This is a genomic window from Variovorax sp. LjRoot290 (assembly GCF_964253985.1).
Lineage (GTDB): Bacteria > Pseudomonadota > Gammaproteobacteria > Burkholderiales > Burkholderiaceae_C > Variovorax.
Window position 1 is genome coordinate 1,624,237 of sequence record NZ_CAXURW020000001.1, and the last position, 18,535, is coordinate 1,642,771.

Sequence of the window (18,535 nt, forward strand, 5' to 3'; positions counted from 1 at the left end):
CCATGCTGCGCACTGCACTCGAGAGCCTGAAGGTCATCGACTTCACGCAGATCGGCGCCGGGCCCACCTGCTCGATGCTGCTGGCCGACATGGGCGCCCGCGTGATCAAGGTCGAGGCGCCCGAGGGCGAACTCGGACGCACGCTCGGCCCGCCGTGGATCGGCGACGACAGCGCGCTGTTCCACGCCTTCAACCGCAACAAGCTCGGGCTGTGCCTGGACCTCAAGGCCCCCGAAGGCATGGCCGTCGCTCGCACGCTGATCGCGCAAGCCGACGTCGTGATCGAAAGCATGCGGCCCGGCGTCATGGAGCGGCTCGGCCTCGGCTACACGCAGCTCGCGGCCGACCATCCGCGCCTGGTGTACTGCTCCATCTCCGCCTACGGACAGAGCGGACCGTATGCCGACCGCGCCGGCGTCGACGGCATCCTGCAGGCCGACAGCGGCCTGATGAGCCTGATCGGATCGCCGGGCGCCGAGCCGGGCAAGGTGCAGGCGCCGGTGGTCGACGTCGTCACGGGCTATGTGGCCTGCGTGGGCGTGCTGGCCCAGCTGCAGCAGCGCACGGAAAGCGGGCAGGGCGGCTATCTCGACGTGAACCTGATGAACGCGGCCCTTGCATTGCAGCAGTCTTCGTTCACCAGCTATCTCTCGGATGGCGAGCTCCCGCAGCGCATGGGCAGCGCGGCGCCGTACTCGGCTCCCAACGAGGCTTTCGAAACCGCCGACGGCTGGATCATGGTGGCCGCGTACAACGGCGGGCGCTGGGACCGGCTGTGCGAAGCGCTGGCACTTCCGCAACTGATCGGCGACGAACGCTTCGCCAGCTCGCCCCTGCGCGTGGCCCACCGCGGCGTGATGCGTGCCGCCCTGGCCGAGGCATTCCGCGCCCGCTCGACCGACCATTGGCTGGCCGAACTCAACGCCGCCGACATCCTGTGTGCGCGCGTCGCGAACTACGGCGATGTCGAGCGGCATCCGCAGGTGGCCGCCAACCAGATGATCGCCACGCTCGACGATCCGGCCGCAGGCGCGGTCCGGACGCCGGGTTTCCCGATCAACAGCGCCGAGACCAACCGCCTGCCGCACGCGCCGGCGCCGCGCCGAGGGCAGCACACGCGCGAGATCCTGGCGGCGGCGGGTTACGACGCGATGCACATCGAGCGACTGCTCGCGCATCGCGTCGTGTCCTGCCCGGCGTCCTAGGCCTCTGCCAGCGCGAACTGCGCGAGCATCCAGGTCCGGAACTGCTTCATGGATGCGCTCTCCGGCCGCCCGGCCGGCGTCAGCAGATAGTAGGTATAGCTGCCCATGTCGAGCGTCTTCTTGAGGGGCATGACCAGCTTGCCCTCGCGCAGGTCGTCCTCGACCAGGAAAAGCTGTGCCATGGCCAGTCCTTGTCCTTCGATGGCGGCAGCATAGGCCATCGCGGAGCTTTGGTAGGTCATGCCCGCAGCGCTGTCGACCTGCGGCGCCACGCCGTTGGCGTCCAGCCAGTAGCCCCAGTCGTCGGGCCGGGCGATCGAGTGCAGCAAGGTGAAGTGGCGCAAATCTGCTGGCTTGCGCAGCTTGGTGCGGCCTTTGAGGAGTTCGGGGCTGCACACCGGCGCGAGGATGTTGGCAACCAGCATGTGGCTGTTCGCGCCGGGCCACTTGCCGTCGCCCAGGCGGATCGCCGCGTCGAGATCCTCCTTGCGGAAGTCGACTTCGTCCAGCGAGGCGGTCAGGAGCACCTCGATGTCCGGATGGGCCTGGTGGAATCCGGAAAGCCGCGGAATGAGCCAGCGCATCGCGAAGGTCGTGTACGAGCGCACCTTGAGCTGCTTGCGCTGCGTGCGTCGCGTGAGCCGCCGGGTGGCCTCGCGCAACGCATCGACGGCCTTGGTCACGGCACGGAAGTAGTCCGCGCCGGCCCGCGTCAGCGAGATCTGCCGGTGCCCGCGGTGCAACAGCTGCAGGCCCAGCGTGTCCTCCAGCAGCTTGATCTGGCGGCTCACCGCGCCGGGCGTGACGTGCAGTTCGCCCGCAGCGACGGTGATGCTCAGGTGCCGCGCCGCGGCCTCGAAGGCGCGCAAGGCATTCAGCGGGGGCAGGCGGTCCATGCCGCCAGCCTAGCCTCGATTGCGAAAATCTCAAATACGAAGCAGGCTGTCGAAGACCGGAGTGGGTCGCCGAGCCATCCAACTACTCCATCGGAATCCCGCCACACTTGTTACTCCCAGCGTTCGATTTCCGGTGCCAAACTGTCTCACGACCAACGAGCGATGAGCAGCGAATGCAATCGCGCTTCAGCCACGAGGCGCGGGAATTCGCCCAATCAGGAGATTTCTGCCATGACTACGCCAACCGAGAACGGACGGAAAGGCGACCAGCCTGCCATGCACACACCACCGGTCGTGTCGCCGCAGGCGTGGGAGGCGGCCCGCGAGCAGCTGCTCTTGAAGGAAAAGGCCCAGACCCGCGCGCGTGACGCCCTGGCCGCCGAGCGCCGGCGAATGCCGTGGATGGCCGTGGAGACGGCGTATGCATTCGAGGGGCCTGCGGGCAAGGCCAGCCTGCTCGACCTGTTCGAGGGTCGGCGCCAGTTGATCGTCTACCGCGCCTTCTTCGAGCCGGGAGTGTTCGGCTGGCCCGACCACGCGTGCCGGGGCTGCTCCATGGTGGCCGACCAGGTCGCCCACGTCGCCCACCTAAACGCCCGTGACACCACCCTCGTCTTCGTCTCGCGCGCGCCTCAGCCGGACATCGCGCGGCTGAAGGCGCGGATGGGCTGGGAGATGCCGTGGTTCACCCTCACCGACAGCTTCGACGCCGACTTCGGCGTGGACGAGTGGCACGGTACGAACGTGTTCTACCGCGACGGCGACCGCGTGTTCCGCACCTACTTCATCAACAACCGCGGCGACGAGCAGATGGGGAGCACCTGGAACTACCTCGACATCACGCCGCTGGGCCGGCAGGAGGTCTGGGAAGACTCGCCCCCCGAGGGCTATCCTCAGACTCCGACCTACAAGTGGTGGAACTGGCACGACAACTACGTCGCAGACGCGGCGCCCGACAAGAAGTGGGTCGAGGTGTCGGATGCCGGAGAGGCGGCGTTCCGGAACCAACACCCGAGCTGAGCTGGACCGCGCCTGCTCGCCGCTCAGAGCTTGTAGCCGAACTGGCGCAGCATCTTCTTGCGCGCTTCGACGTCGGCCTCGGTTTCGATTCCCTTGCTCGTGGCGCCATCGACAACACCGAGAATTCCTCGCCCGTTCCCGGTGTCGGCCACGATGACCTCCACCGGATTGGCCGTCGCGCAGTAGATGGCGCAAACCTCCGGTACCGCTTTGATCGTGTTGAGGATATTGATCGGAAATCCGCCGGTCATGAAGACGATGAAGCAATGTCCGCAACTCAGCGCCAGGGCATTTTTTTGCGCCAACTCGATGAGTTCCGCGTCATTCCCGCTCCGACGCACCAGGGCGGGCCCGCTTGACTCGCAAAACGCGATGCCGAACTTCATCTGGGGCGCTGTCTGCACGATCGCCTCATGCAGGTCCTCGATCGTCTTGATGAAGTGCGACTGGCCGAGGATGAAGTTGAGGTCCGTCGGCTTGTCGATCGGGACGGTTGTCAGTTCCATGGCAGTCTCCTTTGCATTGCGACCCCTGTCGGGAGGGTCTGGTCCACCAGGTCAATCCGGACCTCGCAAATGACCCTCAATCTCGTCACGCGCATCCCCAAGCGTCTGGTAGGCGCGAATCAGCGCCACTCGAAGGACGTCTTGGTGAGTTTGCGCATCAAAGCTCCGATCGCTGCTCAGCGAACTGGCGGACACGGCTGCGGCAACGAGATGCACGGCTTGCGCAAAGCGTGCTTCGTCGATTTGGGATCTTTCGCTCATGGGCACCCTCCGATGAAAGGGTTGGTGACATACCCGACAGGCGGGTAAGGTCTCCATCAGTAGCCGAGACGCGCACAGAAACGACATGCCGACACGCGACTGTACGCCTGCGCAGCGCGTTTCCCCGCGACGCCGCTCCGACGGCGAAATGGCGCGGAACTTCCTGTGCACGGGCCGATCAGACCTTGGTGATGCAACGGTGGACTCAGTGGCTCATCCCGCCACGGGAGCTTTGCTCCAAGGGGTTCGCCCCTTCCTCCCGCATCGCCCTGAAACCCGCCCCGATGGCGGGTTTCTTCGTAAGTCGCCAACATGCGGTTGAAGTCCGGAGCGATTCCACTCACGTCGACGCCTTCCGTGGGCGACGTCAACGCTTGCTATTCAAGCAGCGGTTCGAGGCCGGGTGCTTTGTCAACCTCGGAGGGCTTGTAGAGTTTGTGCTGCGCCGTGGGGCCGAGCGCGTCCGTGACCACCGCAAGCCGCCAGGGATCCCCCCGCTTTGCGCACGCGCGCTCCTCACCCGTGAGCTGGAAGCCGGCCATCCCAGCCGAGGTGCCCTTCACCGCGAGCTTGAGCAAAGTGACGCCCTTCTTGTCCGACACCTCGATGTCGTAGCCAAGGTTCTGGCCTGCCACGTTCTCGGTCTTGTACCCGTAGCCTGCGAAGTGACGCGTCAGGTAGGCAATCGCGGCTGCCTGGACCTCTTCTCGAGATGCCTGGCCCGATGGGCCCTCCGGCGCCACAGCCGGCACGCCACCCCGCGCCCGGGCAGCTTGCAAGTCTTCCTCGGTCGGTAGCCACCCACGTCGGCCGCGAACCAGCAGTGCAACTCTTTGATCGGCATCCCACGCGGCGACGTGCCATTCTTCGTCATCCGCCACCCGCATCGAAACCTTGGCGGCTTTGTCGTTTTCCAGATCGAGGATGGGTACCCGGTTCGTCTGCAGTACGGCCCGGAACCCCTGAGCTGCGTCCAGCGAGCGCTTGAGCAATTTGAGTCTGTCTTCGGCGCGCTGAATTTGCAGAGCGGTGCGCTCTCCGCCGCCAATCCGATGCTGCGTATCCAGAGACTCGAGATAGAACCACCGCCCGCCGGCTCCGATGCTCACGAACTCGGCCCAAATGGTTGCGATGACGTTGTCGCCCGTCGCCAGCCAGGCGTAGTCGGACGCTTTCTGCCTCGCTTCGAACACACCCATCTTGGCGATGATGTCGACGGGGGTGCGCTTCTCGCCTAACAGGCGCTTTTCATTGATGACCGCAAGCACTGCGGGGTCGACTTCTTTGTCCATTCGGTAGGATTCAGGCGAGTTGTGACCGGTTCAAGTATGCCGCGGACCGTAGTCGATGCTGGAAATAGCCATGACTCCCGCAAGCGTGCACTGGGTCGTCGCGCCGATCAGGCACCACAGCAGCGGGATCGGCCACAGCATCCATGCCAACGGTGCGAGCGGCCGCAAGAGGAGCAGCAGGCCCAGTGTCGCGAGCGCGGTCGGGTCCGGCGCCATGCCGAACAGCTCGGCCTCGCGCCACGGCCTGCCGAAGAGCAGCATGCCGAGCCAGGGCTGGATGACGAGCGCAAAGACGAGCAGGCCGAGGCCGAGATTGCCGCTCCAGCCGCGCTGCGTCCGGATGTGAATGCGTGCGCCGAACACGCCGAACAGGAGCAGCAGCAGGCCCTCGATCGCGAAGGCCGCGGCGAACCCCGTCGCCGCCCAGTTGATGGCGGCGTAGCGCTGCAGATGGAAGGCCCAGGCCACCCACAGCCAGCAGGCCGCGAGCAGCAGGCAGGCCACCCGCGCCGCCTGCACCCCGCCTTGCAGCGCTGTGTACAGCACCGCCAACCCGATCACCAGGGCGAGGAGGTGCGCCGGCCAGAGCTCGGCGTTGTAGAGCTCGAAGAGCCGATGGTAGGTGCGCGCCGAGAACAGCAGGAAATCCGACGGCCGGTAGCTCCACCACTCCCACATGCGGCTACAACGCCTCGACGTGCGCAACCATGCGCCGGCGCATCGCGGCATCGGGCATGCGGCCGAGGGCCGCGCCCATGTTCTGCCGCACGTGCGCCACGCTGCTGGTGGCGGGAATGGCGCAGGTCACGGCCGGATGCGAGACGATGAACTTGAGCGCGAACTGCGCCCAGCCGTCGCAGCCGATCTCGGCCGCCCAGGGCGGCAGCGGATGGCGCTGCAACCCGCGCAGCAGCGCACCTTCGCGGAAAGGCCGGTTGGCGATCACCGCGATGCCGCGCTCGCGCGCCAGCGGCAGGATGCGCTCCTCGACCTCGCGGTCGAGCAGGTTGTAGCTGATCTGCACGAAGTCGATAGCCTGGCTGCGCATGATCGATTCGATCTCGCGATGGCGCCGGCCTTCCGAGGTGGTGATGCCGACGTAGCGCAGCCGGCCGGCCGCCTTCATCGCGAACAGCGTAGTCAGGTGCTCTTCCCAGGCGAGCAGGTTGTGCACCTGCAGCAGGTCGAAGCGCGAAAGCCTCCACAGGCGGCGCGATTCCTCGATCTGGCCCGGCCCGCGCGCGCGCGAGCCGATCCAGACCTTGTCGGCCGCGAACACGCGCGCCGCGCTGCCGATGCGGCCCAGGCCTTCGCCGATGACGGCCTGCGAGGAGCCGTACATCGGCGACGAATCGATCATGCGTCCGCCGGCTTCGAAGAAGGCGCGCATGACCTCGGTGCAGGCATCGCGCGCGACGCGGTCGTTGCCGACGTTGAAGGTGATCCAACTGCCCAGGCCCACCACGGGCAACTGCTCGCCGGTCGAAGGGATCGGCCGGGTCGCGGGGGCGGCCGTCGGCTGGGCGCGGCCGCGCGCCGGCCACAGCAGGGCCGGCGCCAGTACCGCGAGCCCCTTCTTCAGGAGCTCGCGGCGCATTGAAGCGTGGCAATGACCGGTGGGCATGCGTGCATGGTGTCAAGGACGCGCCGCAGCCGCAAGCCCGTAGAGCAGCAGCGCGGCCAGCACCACGGCCGTGAACCCGAGATGGATCGCGAGCAGCGTGGCCAGCACCGCGCCGGTGACCGACGCGCAGCCGTTGATGCCCCAGGCCCAGGGAACGAGCCGGACATCCGCGGCCTCCACGCGCGCCAGGCCGAGCGGGAAGGGCATGCCCATGAAGAAAGCCAGCGGCGCGATGAGCGCGACAGAGAGCAGGATGCGCGCCGCCTCCGGCCACCCCATCGCGTGGCGGAAGAGCAAGGGAAGCAGCAGCAGGCACAGCACTGCCGCGAGCGCGATGGCGCCGGCCACCGCCGCCACCGGCACGGCACGCGCGGCGACGCGGCTGCCGATGCCCGCGAACAACAGGAAGGCGAACAGCACCACCGCCACCGCATAGAGCGGATGGCCGAGGAACAGAACGAACTTCTGGATGAACGCGATCTCGATGAACATGAAGCCGAAGCCGATCGCCATGAAGTAGACCAACACGCGGCCGCGCGATCCGGCGAGCGGCGGCATGCGCCTGGCGCTCTGCCGGATGCCGACCCAGGCCAGCGGCAGGCCGATGAGAAGCAGGCTCGCGATCGCCGCTTGAGCGAGCGTCGCCACGAGCACCGGGTAGCCCCATTCCAGAAGTGGCAGGCCGCCTTGCTCCTTGAGCGACAGCAGTTCGGGCAGCGAGCGCCACTTGAAGAAGTGGAAGAAGTGCGGCCTGTCGTCGGTTGCCGGCGCGATGTGGAACTTGTAGTCCTCGAGAAACGCGTCCCGGCCCGGACCGAGCAGCGCCGTCGCGCCATCGAACAGGTCGGGACCTTCGACCACGTTGTAGCGGTTCGCCTCCTCCGGGCGCATGCCGGGATAGAAGCCGAGGTCGAAGGAGCGGGCGGCGCAGAAGGCCTTGATCGCCGCGATGTCCTCGCTGCCGAACACGCCGTTCTTCACCAGCAGCGTGCTGGTCTTCCAGCTGCGCACCAGCGCGAGTTGCGATCCGGGATCGGTGGCGCCCGAGCGCTCCAGCGCCGCCACGGCGGCGGCGAAGAGCTTCAACGCATCGCGCGGCGGCAGCGTGACCCAGCGCGTGATCGCGAGCAGGCCGCCGGGCTGCAGGTGCCGCAACTGGTCCTGCAGCGCTTCGACCGTGTAGAGATGGTTCTCGGCCAGCGCGTAGAGGCCGGCCGACGAAGCGCTGAAGGAATCGAGCAGCGCCACCTGGATCAGGTCGTAGCGTTCGTCGCTGGCCGCGACGAAGGCACGCGCTTCGGCCACATGCACGCGCGCGATGTGCCCGTAGAGGCCGCCCGCATGCTCCGCGAAGCGGTCCCGCACCAGCTCGACCACTTGCGGATTGAGCTCCACCGCGTCGATCCGGCTCGCGCCGTGGTAGTGGGCCTGCAGCACGTCGGCCCCGGCGCCGGCCCCCAGCACCAGCACGTGCGGACGGCGCAGCAGGTGGTAGGGCAGTGCCGAGCTGATCTGGTCCAGATGGGCCAGGCTCTCGCGCCGCCCGTCGAAGCGGGTCAGCGCGTTGAGTCCCTCGCCGTCGACGAAGACCGCGAGCTGCGGCGGCGGTTCCGCCGTCGCGTTGAGGCTCAAGCCCGGCGCGTGCCGCAGCGGAATGCGCGGGCTCTCGAGCACGCTGACCAGCCCGAGGGGGCTCGATCGCTCCTCGATCACGCGGGCTTCGGGAATGCGCAAGGTCTGCGACAGCTCCTTGTACGGCGACATGGCGGGCGCGATCCAGACTGCGGGCAGCAGCAGGAGCAAGGCAGCCGGCAGCATCGGCAGCAGCGCCGGCCAACGCCTGGGACGGCCGCATTCGAGCCATGCCACCGCCGCGGCAGCGAATCCCAGCGCGCCGATCAGCTTCAAGGCCTCGGCCGGCGAGAGCACGAACAGCAAGGCCACGATGCCCAGGCTGCCCGCCCCCGCACCCAGGATGTCGAAACTGTAGATGCGCGCCAGCTTGCCGCGAAAGCGCGACAGGGCCATGCACACGCAGGCGCCGGCGCACAGGAAGGGCAGCAGGAGCAGCAGGTAGATCGCCAGCAGGTTCGCGGGCTGGCGCGGATCCCAGAGCAGTTCCAGCGGATTGAAGGGCACGCGCTGCGCGAGCAGGAAGCAGCCGACGGCGCCGGCCCCGAAAGCCGCGGCGGATGCGCAGAACAGCGGCGCGAAGTGCCGCTGTACCGCATGCTGCGCCAGCGTCAGCACGGCGCCGCTGGCGCCCCAGCCCAGCAGCGCGAGGCTGATGATCATGTAGGCGAAGTGATGCCACAGCATGATCGAGAACAGCCGCATCAGCACGATCTCGTAGGCCAGCGCGGCGGCCGAGATCAGCGCCACGGCGATCAGCGGCGCGCGTGTCGCGGCCATCGCCGGCTCAACGCTTGCCGGTCAGCGGCACGAAGGCCACCGGCAGGATCTGCCGCGTCGAGACCGTCCCGTCCGCGTTCTTCTCGACCAGCATCAGTTGCTGGACCATGAAGGCCGCGCCCACCGGAATCACCATCCGGCCGCCGGCCCTGAGCTGGCGGATGAGCGGCGGCGGGATGTGGCTGGCCGCGGCGGTGACGAGGATGGCGTCGTAGGGCGCATGCTCTTCCCACCCGTGGTAGCCGTCGCCCAGGCGCACCTCGACATTGCGATAGCCCAGCGCCTGCAGCCGCTCCCTGGCCGCCAGACCGAGCGGCTCGACGATCTCGATGCTGTAGACCGCGCCGGCCAGCTGCGCCATCACCGCGGCCTGGTAGCCGGAGCCGGTGCCGACCTCGAGCACCTTGTGGCCGGGCTCCGCGCGGGCCAGGTCGGTCATCAAGGCGACGATGTAGGGCTGCGAGATGGTCTGTCCGTGGCCGATCGGCAGCGGCCGGTTCAGGTAGGCGTAGGGAAGCTGGTCGGCGGGAACGAAGGCATGCCGCGGCACCTTCGCCATGACCTCCATCACGCGCGCGTCGAAGGCGCGCTTGCCGGTGTCGGCGTGGGTCTCGCGCGCGTGTGCCGCGATCTGTTGCGCCATGCGCTGGCGCTCGGCCGCGAACGCGTCGGCCGCGGCGGACCGGCCCCCTGTCACGGCCAACAGGAGCGCGGCGGCAACGACAACGAGGCGGACGGTGAGTGCGGCCATCGTTTGCCGATCATGGCCCCGCGCGGGAGCGCGGTCCACCCCTCCAGGCCGTGCTGCCCCGTGCCCTGCCGCTGGGCTTGCATGGCGCCTCTTCGGTGCCGGCCTAGGGCTTTGCCTTAGGTCTTTGGCTCTACCCAGATTGGAGGACGCGGTCCGAGCACGGCCGATGTATAACCGCAAAGTTCTCACTTCTGAGGGGGGATATGGCAACTGCCTCGCCGGATCCGCGTGCTTCGGGCTTCGCATGGATCGCCTTGTGCGCCCCGTTCGTGATCACCGCTTGCGGTGGCGGCGGGGACAGTGCAGGCACCGGCATCGCCGGCATGCCCACCGGTGCCGGCGATGCACCGGCACCAGCGCCAGCGCCGGCCGCTGGAGCGATGCCCAAGCCGCCGTCTCCACCCTCGCCCATCAGCAAGGCCGTCAGATCGCTGGACGACATCGCCCGGCTGCGGCAGCTGGAGCGGGATCGCACCGCGCCCATCGACCGTGGCCCGGGCGCGCCTGACCAGACCATCGCCGCCGCCGCTGCGGCACCGGCAGCAGCCCCGGTGGCGCCCAGCACGGGCGGTCAATGGGCCGCCCCGATCACCTGGCCGATCAATGCCATCCACGCCGTGCTGACGCCCGACGGCAAGGTCATGAGCTACGGCACCGACCCGAGCGGCGCCCAGGGCGCCCAGCTCTACTACGACGTGTGGACGCCCGCCACCAACGCCCACAGCCTGCTGCAGCACACCACGCGCACTGATCTCTTCTGCACCGCCCAGTCCACGCTGCCCTCCGGGCTCGTGCTGCTGGCCGGCGGCGACACGCGCGGGGTGACGCCGAATCAGGTCAACGGGGGCGTGCGCGACGTCAACCTGTACGACCCGGCCGCGGCCACCATCTCGCCGGGGCCGCCGATGGCCTATGCGCGCTGGTACGGCACGCTGGTGCCGCTGGCCGACGGACGCCAGCTCGTCCTGGCCGGCATCGACGGCGGGGGTGCGGGCTCCGGGGTGCCCGAGATCTACCGGCCCACGCTCGGCTGGCAGACCCTCAACATGCAGGACTGGCCGGCCGACTGGTTCTACCCACGCGCCGTGCTAGCGCCCAACGGGCGCGTGCTGGTGACCAGCGGCAACCGCCTGTTCAGCATGAACACCGAGGCCCCGTTCATCATGCAGATCGGGACGCTGCCCAAGACGGCGAACTGGGCCATGCCCTGGACCATGTTCGACCGCGGCAAGGTCCTGCTGATCGCCGAGGACGGCAGCGCGATGGTGGTGGATTTCAATGGCGCCACCCCCGGCGTGACCTCCATCCCGGGGCCCGGGGCCGACCGCATCTGGGCCACGGCGACCGTGATGGCGGACGGCAAGGTGCTGGTCACCGGCGGCTCGGCGAGCTACAACGAGCTGGTCGACACCGCCTTCACCGCGATGATCTGGAACCCGGCGAACGGGCAGTGGACCACCGGTGCGGCGGCGACGAAGGCCCGCCTCTACCACTCGACGGCGATGCTGCTGCCGGACGGCACGGTGCTGTCGGCCGGCGGCGGCTCGCCCGGGCCGGTGGTGAACCTCAATGCCGAGATCTACTCGCCGCCCTACCTGTTCGACAGCAACGGCCAGCGCCGGCCGCGCCCCATCATCGACCAGACACCGGCCCAGCTGACGCTCGGCACCGACTTCCGCGTCACCGTCGCGTCCTCGCGGCCGATCGGGCGCGTCACGCTGATTCGCACCGGCGCGGTCACGCATTCCACCGATTTCGGGCAGCGCTTCCTCGAGCTGCCCTTCACCCAGGCCACGGGAAGCGCGAACGTCGATATCACCTTCAACGAGAGCCCGAACGTCGTGCCCATCGGGCACTACCTGCTGTACGTGATCGACGACGCGGGCGTGCCCTCGATCGGGAAGATCCTCAAGGTGGATGGCAGCGTGACGAAGGTCGCCGACCAGGGCCAGACCTTCACCCTGCCTGCGCCCACCGTCGTGCAGTTCGGCGTGGGCGGGAACTGGACCCCGAAGACCGTCACCGGCAACGTCAGCTGCAAGAGCGATTTCTTCGGCATCAATCCTTCCCCCACCGTCACGAAGAGCTGCCACGTGCTCACGACCAAGGCCTCCGGCGTGACCCTGGGCAGCACGCAGACGACCACCGACCGCACCGTCGCCGCGCAAGGCGGCAGCTTCAACATGTCGAGCGCGACGCTGGTGAGCTACGGCGCCGACAACCGCTGGGTGCACAAGGTCGTGACCGGCGCCGCCACCTGCACAGTCTCCTTCTTCGGCAGCGACCCGGCGCCGTCGGTGGCGAAGTCCTGCGTGGCGGATTCGGGCGTCACGGGATCGCCCCCGCCGCCGCCGCCGCCACCGCCGCCGCCGCCACCGCCGCCGCCGCCACCAGCGCCGCCGCCATCGGGGACGACGCTGGCCACCGAAGGCGGCACCTTCACCGTGTCGAGCCCGACCCTGGTGCGCTATGGCGCCGACACGCGTTGGGTGGAGAAGACGGTCAACGGCACGGTGCCCTGCACCAACGAGTTCTTCGGCACTGACCCGGCGCCCTTCGTGGTGAAGTCCTGCGTGACGGCCACGGCCCCGCCGCCGCCTGCACCTGCACCTGCACCTGCACCCGCACCCGCACCCGCACCTGCGCCTGCACCCGCACCCGCACCTGCACCTGCACCTGCACCTGCACCTGCACCTGCACCTGCGCCTGCGCCTGCGCCTGCGCCTGCGCCTGCGCCTGCACCTGCGCCTGCGCCTGCGCCTGCACCTGCGCCTGCGCCTGCGCCTGCGCCTGCACCTGCACCTGCACCTGCACCTGCACCTGCGCCTGCACCCGCGCCTGCGCCTGCACCTGCGCCTGCGCCTGCGCCTGCACCTGCACCCGCGCCTGCACCTGCGCCTGCGCCTGCGCCGCCGCCGTCCGGGGCGACGCTGGCCATGGAGGGCGGCACCTTCACGGTGTCGAGCCCGACGCTGGTGGCCTATGGCGCCGACACGCGCTGGGTGCAGAAGACCGTCAGCGGCACGGTGCCTTGCACCAACCAGTTCTTCGGCACCGACCCGGCGCCCTTCGTGGTGAAGTCCTGCAGGCTGGTGACCGCGTCCCCGCCGCCGCCGCCACCGCCCGCACCCGCACCTGCACCTGCACCTGCACCTGCACCTGCACCTGCACCTGCACCTGCACCTGCACCTGCACCTGCACCTGCGCCTGCGCCTGCGCCTGCACCTGCACCTGCACCTGCACCTGCGCCTGCGCCTGCGCCTGCACCGGCCCCAGCCCCAGCCCCAGCCCCAGCCCCAGCGCCAGCGCCAGCGCCAGCGCCAGCGCCGCCACCCTCGGGCGCATTCCTGGCCAACGAGGGACAAAGCTTCACCGTGTCGGCGCCGACCGTGGTGAGGTATGGCGCCGATACGCGCTGGGTGGAGAAGACGGTCAACGGCACGGTGCCCTGCACCAACGCGTTCTTCGGCACCGACCCGGCGCCCTTCGTCGTCAAGTCCTGCCGCGTCGCCTGAGCCGAGGCTTCAGACGTCGAAGCGCACGCCCTGCGCCAGCCGCAGGGCGCGCGGCGGAACAGCGCCGAGCACACGGCAGGGCGCGTGCTTCATCAAACATCCGCGGACGGGACGGCACGCGGCACCGGGTCGAAGTAGGTGAACTGGTTCGGGATCGGCAAGGCCAGATTCGAGTACGAGAAAGACACGCTGACGTCCAGCGCGCGCACCTGGTGCCACCAGCCCAGCGGCAGGAACATGGTCTCGCCCGGCCAGACCACGACTTCGAGCACGCGCACGCCCTCGAACAAGGGAAACTGTCTCAGGTCGACCGCATCCAGGTCGATGGGGCTGAAGACGCCGTTCGTGTTGTACAGGCGCGGCCCCTGCAGCGGCGAGACGAGGCGCCAGCGCTTGCGCCCGACGACCTGCGTGTGGAACAGCATCAGCGTGTCGTGGTGCAAGGGGGTGACGGTGCCTCCCGGCCCGAACCAGAACGAGGAACGCCCGGCCAGTTCCGCGCGATCGCAGCACGGCGGCAGGCTGCCGATGTCATCCAGCAACGGCGCGAAGTCGGGCCGCCGCAACGCTTCGTTGTTGGCGGTGAGGTAGTAGTCGTTGCTTTCGCCGCCGGCGAGCACCTGGTCGACGAAATCGCCCAGGCGGAGAGTCCGCCGATGCGAGGCCTTGTCTTCTTCGTAGCGTGGATTCGCCTGGCGTTCGGCCTGGACCTCGACATCGACATGGCCGAACCGCATCTTCAGGTCGGCCGGCGACCACCGCCGCATCGCCGGCCAGTCCCGCGTATGGCCCGTGAGCACCAGGGGCCGGCAGCCCCGCACGTAGCGATCGATGAATTCGTCCTCGCTGACCGACACGCGCTTGTCCACGATGCCGTACATCGGGTCGATCTCCCAGAGCAGCTGCAGGTTGGCCAGCGTCGACTCGAGCTTGCGAAGTTGCTGGGCCCGACCCTCGGCCGCGATGTAGACCGCGTTGACGGACACCAGCTCGATCAGCTCCGCGCTGGCTCGCGCGTCGACGCCGGCAGCGGTCATGACCGCCAGCATCGATTCCGGCGTGCAGCCGCGCAGCAACTGCTCGGTGACCCAGCGCACCCACTCGGGGGTCAGCGGTCCGCCCGCTGGCGCCGGGGATGCCTTCTCGGCCTGGCTCTCGGCCTGACTCTCAGGCGGCCGCGGCGGAGCAGGCGGCATAGCTGGATTCATGCGGCGATCTCCTGCGTTCTCTGCCTGTCCATTGTGTGCCGAACCCGGCCGAGATAGTGGCCGCACAGAGCTTCACCGTCTCGAGCCCGACCCTGGTGAAGGACGGTGCCGATACGCGCTGGGTGGAAAAGACCGTCACCGACACGGCCCAATGCACCAACGCCTACTTCGGCACCGACCCGGCGCCGTAGGTGGTGAAGTCGTGCAGGGTGGCCTGAGCCGTCACTCGCAACGAAACAGAATGCCGGCTTCGGCCTGGGCCTTGCCGAGCATCCGCGCGGTCGAGGCTTTTTCTCGGCAGTAGTTCGATGCGTCGGCGGATGTGGGGGCGCGCAGCACGCCTTCGCGAACGCGGACGACCTCGTTGGGCGTGGAGCAGCCGGCGATGGCCAGGACGAGCGGGAGCAGGGTGCGCAAGTTCATTCGATTCTTGTGTGAGGTCTTGTAGGGACCGGTTTTTTTCAAGCCAGCATCTTGTCGACGATGAGGTGCCAGTGCGTGGCATCGACGGGTGTGATCGACAGGCGATTGCCCTTGCGCAGCACCACCATGTCGGCCAGCGCGGGCGTCGCACGCATCTCGGGCAGGCCCAGCAGCCGGGTCTTGCGCAGCGCCTGCACGTCCAGCAGCAGCCAGCGCGGGTGTTCCGGCTTGGAGGCCGGGTCGTAGTAGGGCGACTTCGGATCGAACTGCGTCGGATCGGGCCGTGTGCCGGAAGCCACGCGAGCGATGCCGACGATGCCCGGTTGGGGGCAGCTCGAGTGGTAGAACAGCACGCCGTCGCCGATCTGCATCTCGCTGCGCATGAGGTTGCGCGCCTGCCAACCGCGCACGCCGGTCCATGGCACGGTCGCATCGGGCGCGGCCAACGCGTCGTCGATCGAGCACTCGTCGGGCTCGGATTTCATCAGCCAGTGGCGAGACATCGCAGGCTCAGCGCGTGGGCCGCGTGCCCATGGCCGTGAGCACGCCCAGGCCGATGAAGGAGGTGCCTGCGAGCCGGTTGCCCCAGACCGCATGCCGCGCCGCGCGGCCGAGGCGCGGTGCGACGAGACTGGCCGTCAGCACATAGACCAGGTCGGTGCAGCCGGCGACGGCTATGAAGACGCCGCCCAGCGCCAGGGTCTGCATCAGCGGGCTGGCGTGCGCGTCCATGAACTGCGGCAGGAAGGCGGCGAAGAACAGGGTGGTCTTCGGGTTCAGCAGCGCCACCACGAAGCCGTCGCGGAAGACGCGCCGCAAGGGCTTGCGCGGCGCCTGCGGCGTGGTGATTGCGATGGCCGGCGCCGTCCGCCACATCCGGATGCCGAGATACACGAGGTAGGCGGCGCCGGCCCATTTGACCACGGTGAAAGCGGTCGACGACACGGCGAACAAGGCGGCCAGGCCGAGCGCGGCGCCCACGGCGTTGGCGAGGTTGCCGAGTGCCACGCCCAGCACGGAAGCCAGGCCGCAGGCGCGGCCCTGCGCCAGAGTGCGGGCGACGATGTAGACGACGGCGGGGCCGGGCGTGAGGGCAAGCACCAGGCTTGCGGCCACGAAAGCCAGTAGGAGGGGCGTGTCGGGAAGCATGTGAACTCCAGAATTCTCAGACCGGCAAGTATCCCCGCACCATCGCTGATTGCAACTCACCCGGTGCGGTCCTGCCAGGCTTGCAGCGCAGCCTGCGCCTGCAGGCGCGCTGGCGCGGGAAGGAAGGAATGCTCGGCCGCTTGCAGGCCCATCGCCGCGAGGTCGCGCAGGCCCAGGCCGTTGTCGCGCACCAGGCCCATCGCTTCTTCGCTCATGCTGACCATCGAGATCAGCCGGTTGTCGGTATGGAAGGACAGGCTCAGGCCGGCCTGCCAGAGTCGCCGGATCGGGTGGGCCGCCAGCGATGCGGCAGCGCCGGTGTGGACGTTGCTGGTGGGGCACAGCTCCAGGTGCACGCCGCTGGCGCGCACTTCGTCGAGCATCGCGCGGGCCGCGCTGCCGGCCTCCGCGTCCAGCGCATCGGCCAGCCGCACGCCGTGCCCGATGCGGCGCGCACCCAGGCGCGCCGCTTCCAGCACGCGCTCGGCCGCGTCGGCCTCGCCGGCATGGCAGGTGATCGGCAGGCCGGCCTCGCGCGCCATGGCGAAGGCGGCGGCATGGCGCGACGGCGGATGGCCCCGTTCGGCGCCCGCCAGGTCGAAGCCGATCACGCCCTCGGCGCGGTAGCGCAGCGCCAGGCGCATCACGCGCTCGCTGTGCGCGCTGGGCTGCTCGCGCATGGCGCACAGGATCAGCCCGCTCGGGAGCGGGCTCTGGCGCAAGCCGGCCAAGAGCGCCTCGACCGCGGCCTCGGGCGGCACGCCCATCGGCTCGAACAGCAGCGGCGCGATGCGGAACTCGGCCAGCACGCAGCCGTCGAGCCGCGCGTCTTCGGCCGCCTCGAAGGCCACACGCGCGAGCGCGGCGGGGCTGGCCATGGCCGCGACCGTGAGGGCGAAGCCGCGCAGGTACTCGGCGAGGCTGCCGGCATGGGCGCGCGCGTCGAACCAGGCCGCCAGCGCTGCGGCGTCCGGCGCCGGCGCGGCCAGGCCGCGTGCGCGCAGCAGTTCGAGCAGGGTGGCCGGTCGCAGGCCGCCGTCGAGATGCTCGTGCAGCAACACCTTCGGCAACGCCTGCAGGTGGCGCGCGAGCGCGGGAGAGAGCGGAGCGGCCATCGCGGCATGGTAGTGGAGCTAGTGGTGCCCCGGGGTTGATGCGGCGCAAGTCTTGCTATCCTGACCCGAGGCTCTCGCGAGCCCTGCAACGCAGCAAGAAGTCTTACAGCCGGATCGCCAATACCAAGGATGCGCACATGAAACTCAACAAGGCCCTCGTCCTCGCTTTCGCCGCCGGCGCCACGCTGGTGGCAGGTGCCGAGCCGGCCATCGTCTACGACATGGGCGGCAAGTTCGACAAGTCCTTCAACGAAGCGGCCTACCGCGGCGCAGAGATGTGGAAGAAGGAAAGCGGCAAGCCCTACCTCGACTTCGAGATCGCCAACGAGGCGCAGCGCGAGCAGGCCATGCGCCGCATGGCCGCGCGCGGCGCCAACCCGGTGATCGGCATCGGCTTCTCGCAGGGCAGCAGCATCGAGAAGGTGGCCAAGGAATTCCCCAAGCTCAACTTCGCGATCATCGACTCGGTGGTCAAGCTGCCCAATGTCGAATCGATCGTGTTCAAGGAGCAGGAGGGAAGCTTCCTGGTCGGCATGATGGCGGCGCTGGCCAGCAAGAGCGGCAAGGTCGGCTTCGTCGGCGGCATGGACATTCCGTTGATCCGCAAGTTCCAGTGCGGCTACGAGCAGGGCGCCAAGTACGCCAACCCGAAGGTCGAGGTGAGCTCGGTCATGACCGGCACCACGCCCGCCGCCTGGAGCGACCCGACGCGCGGCAGCGAACTCGCCAAGGCGCAGTTCGCCAAGGGTGTCGACGTGGTGTTCGCCGCCGCCGGCGGCACCGGCTCGGGCGTCTACCAGGCCGCCAAGGATGCGGGCAAGCTTGCCATCGGCGTCGACAGCAACCAGAACCACCTGCAGCCGGGCACCATGCTGACCTCGATGGTCAAGCGCGTCGACGTGGCGGTGCTCAACGCCGCGAAGAAGCCGACCCCCGGCGTCACCTCGCTGGGCCTGAAGGAAGGCGGGGTCGACTACGCGCTGGACGAGCACAACGCCAAGCTGGTGAGCGCCGACATGAAGGCGAAGGTCGACGCGGCCAAGGCCGACATCATTGCGGGCAAGATCAAGGTGGCCGACTACATGGCCGACAACGCCTGCAAACTGTGACTCTCCCCCAGGCTTCGCGCACTTCGTGTCGCTACGCCAACCCCCTCAC

At 68.8% G+C, this 18,535-nt stretch carries 18 protein-coding genes; 5 read left to right on the forward strand and 13 right to left on the reverse strand.

What is annotated here, in order from left to right:
* The first annotated feature begins 2 nt into the window (after positions 1 to 2).
* Positions 3 to 1,205 carry a CaiB/BaiF CoA transferase family protein gene (locus tag ACSQ9A_RS08190; protein ID WP_436303292.1) on the forward strand — a complete coding sequence of 401 codons (1,203 nt, stop codon included), beginning with the start codon at positions 3 to 5 and terminating at the stop codon, positions 1,203 to 1,205.
* Here ACSQ9A_RS08190 and gcvA read toward each other — a convergent pair.
* Positions 1,202 to 2,101, reverse strand: a complete 900-nt coding sequence (gene gcvA / locus ACSQ9A_RS08195; protein ID WP_436303293.1) for a transcriptional regulator GcvA — start codon at positions 2,099 to 2,101, stop codon at positions 1,202 to 1,204. The two genes, ACSQ9A_RS08190 and gcvA, sit on opposite strands and share 4 nt — an antisense overlap.
* A 231-nt stretch (positions 2,102 to 2,332) precedes the next feature.
* Between gcvA and ACSQ9A_RS08200 the strand changes: the two genes are divergently transcribed.
* Complete coding sequence (locus tag ACSQ9A_RS08200; RefSeq protein WP_436303294.1) at positions 2,333 to 3,121, forward strand: DUF899 domain-containing protein; 789 nt, start codon at positions 2,333 to 2,335, stop codon at positions 3,119 to 3,121.
* 23 nt (positions 3,122 to 3,144) lie between these two features.
* On the opposite strand, the gene ACSQ9A_RS08205 is transcribed toward ACSQ9A_RS08200, so the two are convergent.
* The 7 genes from ACSQ9A_RS08205 to ACSQ9A_RS08235 form a co-directional block, all read right to left on the reverse strand.
* The gene (locus tag ACSQ9A_RS08205) at positions 3,145 to 3,627 is read right to left on the reverse strand and encodes an adenosine-specific kinase (protein WP_093101974.1); all 483 of its coding nucleotides are present in this window, start codon (positions 3,625 to 3,627) and stop codon (positions 3,145 to 3,147) included.
* A gap of 51 nt (positions 3,628 to 3,678) precedes the next feature.
* Positions 3,679 to 3,888 (reverse strand): hypothetical protein, encoded by a 210-nt coding sequence (locus tag ACSQ9A_RS08210; RefSeq protein ID WP_139191603.1) that lies wholly within the window; start codon positions 3,886 to 3,888, stop codon positions 3,679 to 3,681.
* A gap of 377 nt (positions 3,889 to 4,265) precedes the next feature.
* Positions 4,266 to 5,180 (reverse strand): protein NO VEIN domain-containing protein, encoded by a 915-nt coding sequence (locus tag ACSQ9A_RS08215; RefSeq protein WP_436303295.1) that lies wholly within the window; start codon positions 5,178 to 5,180, stop codon positions 4,266 to 4,268.
* Positions 5,181 to 5,210: 30 nt separating this feature from the next.
* On the reverse strand, positions 5,211 to 5,858 hold the full coding sequence (locus tag ACSQ9A_RS08220; RefSeq protein WP_436303296.1) for a DUF6064 family protein: 648 nt from the start codon (positions 5,856 to 5,858) through the stop codon (positions 5,211 to 5,213).
* 4 nt (positions 5,859 to 5,862) lie between these two features.
* Positions 5,863 to 6,804 (reverse strand): aldo/keto reductase, encoded by a 942-nt coding sequence (locus ACSQ9A_RS08225; protein WP_436303297.1) that lies wholly within the window; start codon positions 6,802 to 6,804, stop codon positions 5,863 to 5,865.
* A gap of 12 nt (positions 6,805 to 6,816) precedes the next feature.
* The gene (locus tag ACSQ9A_RS08230; protein WP_436303298.1) at positions 6,817 to 9,216 is read right to left on the reverse strand and encodes a spermidine synthase; all 2,400 of its coding nucleotides are present in this window, start codon (positions 9,214 to 9,216) and stop codon (positions 6,817 to 6,819) included.
* 7 nt (positions 9,217 to 9,223) lie between these two features.
* Complete coding sequence (locus ACSQ9A_RS08235; protein ID WP_170855455.1) at positions 9,224 to 9,967, reverse strand: protein-L-isoaspartate(D-aspartate) O-methyltransferase; 744 nt, start codon at positions 9,965 to 9,967, stop codon at positions 9,224 to 9,226.
* Between the two features lie 203 nt (positions 9,968 to 10,170).
* On the opposite strand from ACSQ9A_RS08235, the gene ACSQ9A_RS08240 reads away from it, so the two are divergent.
* Positions 10,171 to 13,482, forward strand: a complete 3,312-nt coding sequence (locus tag ACSQ9A_RS08240) for a galactose oxidase-like domain-containing protein (protein ID WP_436303299.1) — start codon at positions 10,171 to 10,173, stop codon at positions 13,480 to 13,482.
* A 92-nt stretch (positions 13,483 to 13,574) separates the two neighbouring features.
* Here ACSQ9A_RS08240 and ACSQ9A_RS08245 read toward each other — a convergent pair whose 3' ends face one another.
* The gene (locus tag ACSQ9A_RS08245; protein ID WP_436303300.1) at positions 13,575 to 14,690 is read right to left on the reverse strand and encodes a cupin-like domain-containing protein; all 1,116 of its coding nucleotides are present in this window, start codon (positions 14,688 to 14,690) and stop codon (positions 13,575 to 13,577) included.
* Between the two features lie 56 nt (positions 14,691 to 14,746).
* Here ACSQ9A_RS08245 and ACSQ9A_RS08250 point away from each other — a divergent pair, with 56 nt between their 5' ends.
* The gene (locus ACSQ9A_RS08250; RefSeq protein ID WP_436303301.1) at positions 14,747 to 14,881 is read left to right on the forward strand and encodes a hypothetical protein; all 135 of its coding nucleotides are present in this window, start codon (positions 14,747 to 14,749) and stop codon (positions 14,879 to 14,881) included.
* A 31-nt stretch (positions 14,882 to 14,912) separates the two neighbouring features.
* Here ACSQ9A_RS08250 and ACSQ9A_RS08255 read toward each other — a convergent pair whose 3' ends face one another.
* Genes ACSQ9A_RS08255 through ACSQ9A_RS08270 form a run of 4 tightly spaced genes read right to left on the reverse strand, consistent with a single transcriptional unit; the run spans position 14,913 to position 17,377 of the window.
* The gene (locus ACSQ9A_RS08255; protein WP_093101984.1) at positions 14,913 to 15,113 is read right to left on the reverse strand and encodes a hypothetical protein; all 201 of its coding nucleotides are present in this window, start codon (positions 15,111 to 15,113) and stop codon (positions 14,913 to 14,915) included.
* 38 nt (positions 15,114 to 15,151) lie between these two features.
* Positions 15,152 to 15,616 (reverse strand): EVE domain-containing protein, encoded by a 465-nt coding sequence (locus ACSQ9A_RS08260; RefSeq protein ID WP_436303302.1) that lies wholly within the window; start codon positions 15,614 to 15,616, stop codon positions 15,152 to 15,154.
* 7 nt (positions 15,617 to 15,623) lie between these two features.
* Entirely contained in the window at positions 15,624 to 16,262 is a 639-nt protein-coding gene (locus ACSQ9A_RS08265) for a LysE family translocator (RefSeq protein WP_436290810.1), read from the reverse strand.
* A gap of 56 nt (positions 16,263 to 16,318) precedes the next feature.
* Complete coding sequence (locus ACSQ9A_RS08270; protein ID WP_436303303.1) at positions 16,319 to 17,377, reverse strand: adenosine deaminase family protein; 1,059 nt, start codon at positions 17,375 to 17,377, stop codon at positions 16,319 to 16,321.
* Positions 17,378 to 17,514: 137 nt separating this feature from the next.
* Here ACSQ9A_RS08270 and ACSQ9A_RS08275 point away from each other — a divergent pair, with 137 nt between their 5' ends.
* Positions 17,515 to 18,486, forward strand: coding sequence for a BMP family lipoprotein (locus ACSQ9A_RS08275; protein ID WP_093102651.1), 972 nt, complete (start codon positions 17,515 to 17,517; stop codon positions 18,484 to 18,486).
* Positions 18,487 to 18,535 lie beyond the last annotated feature (49 nt).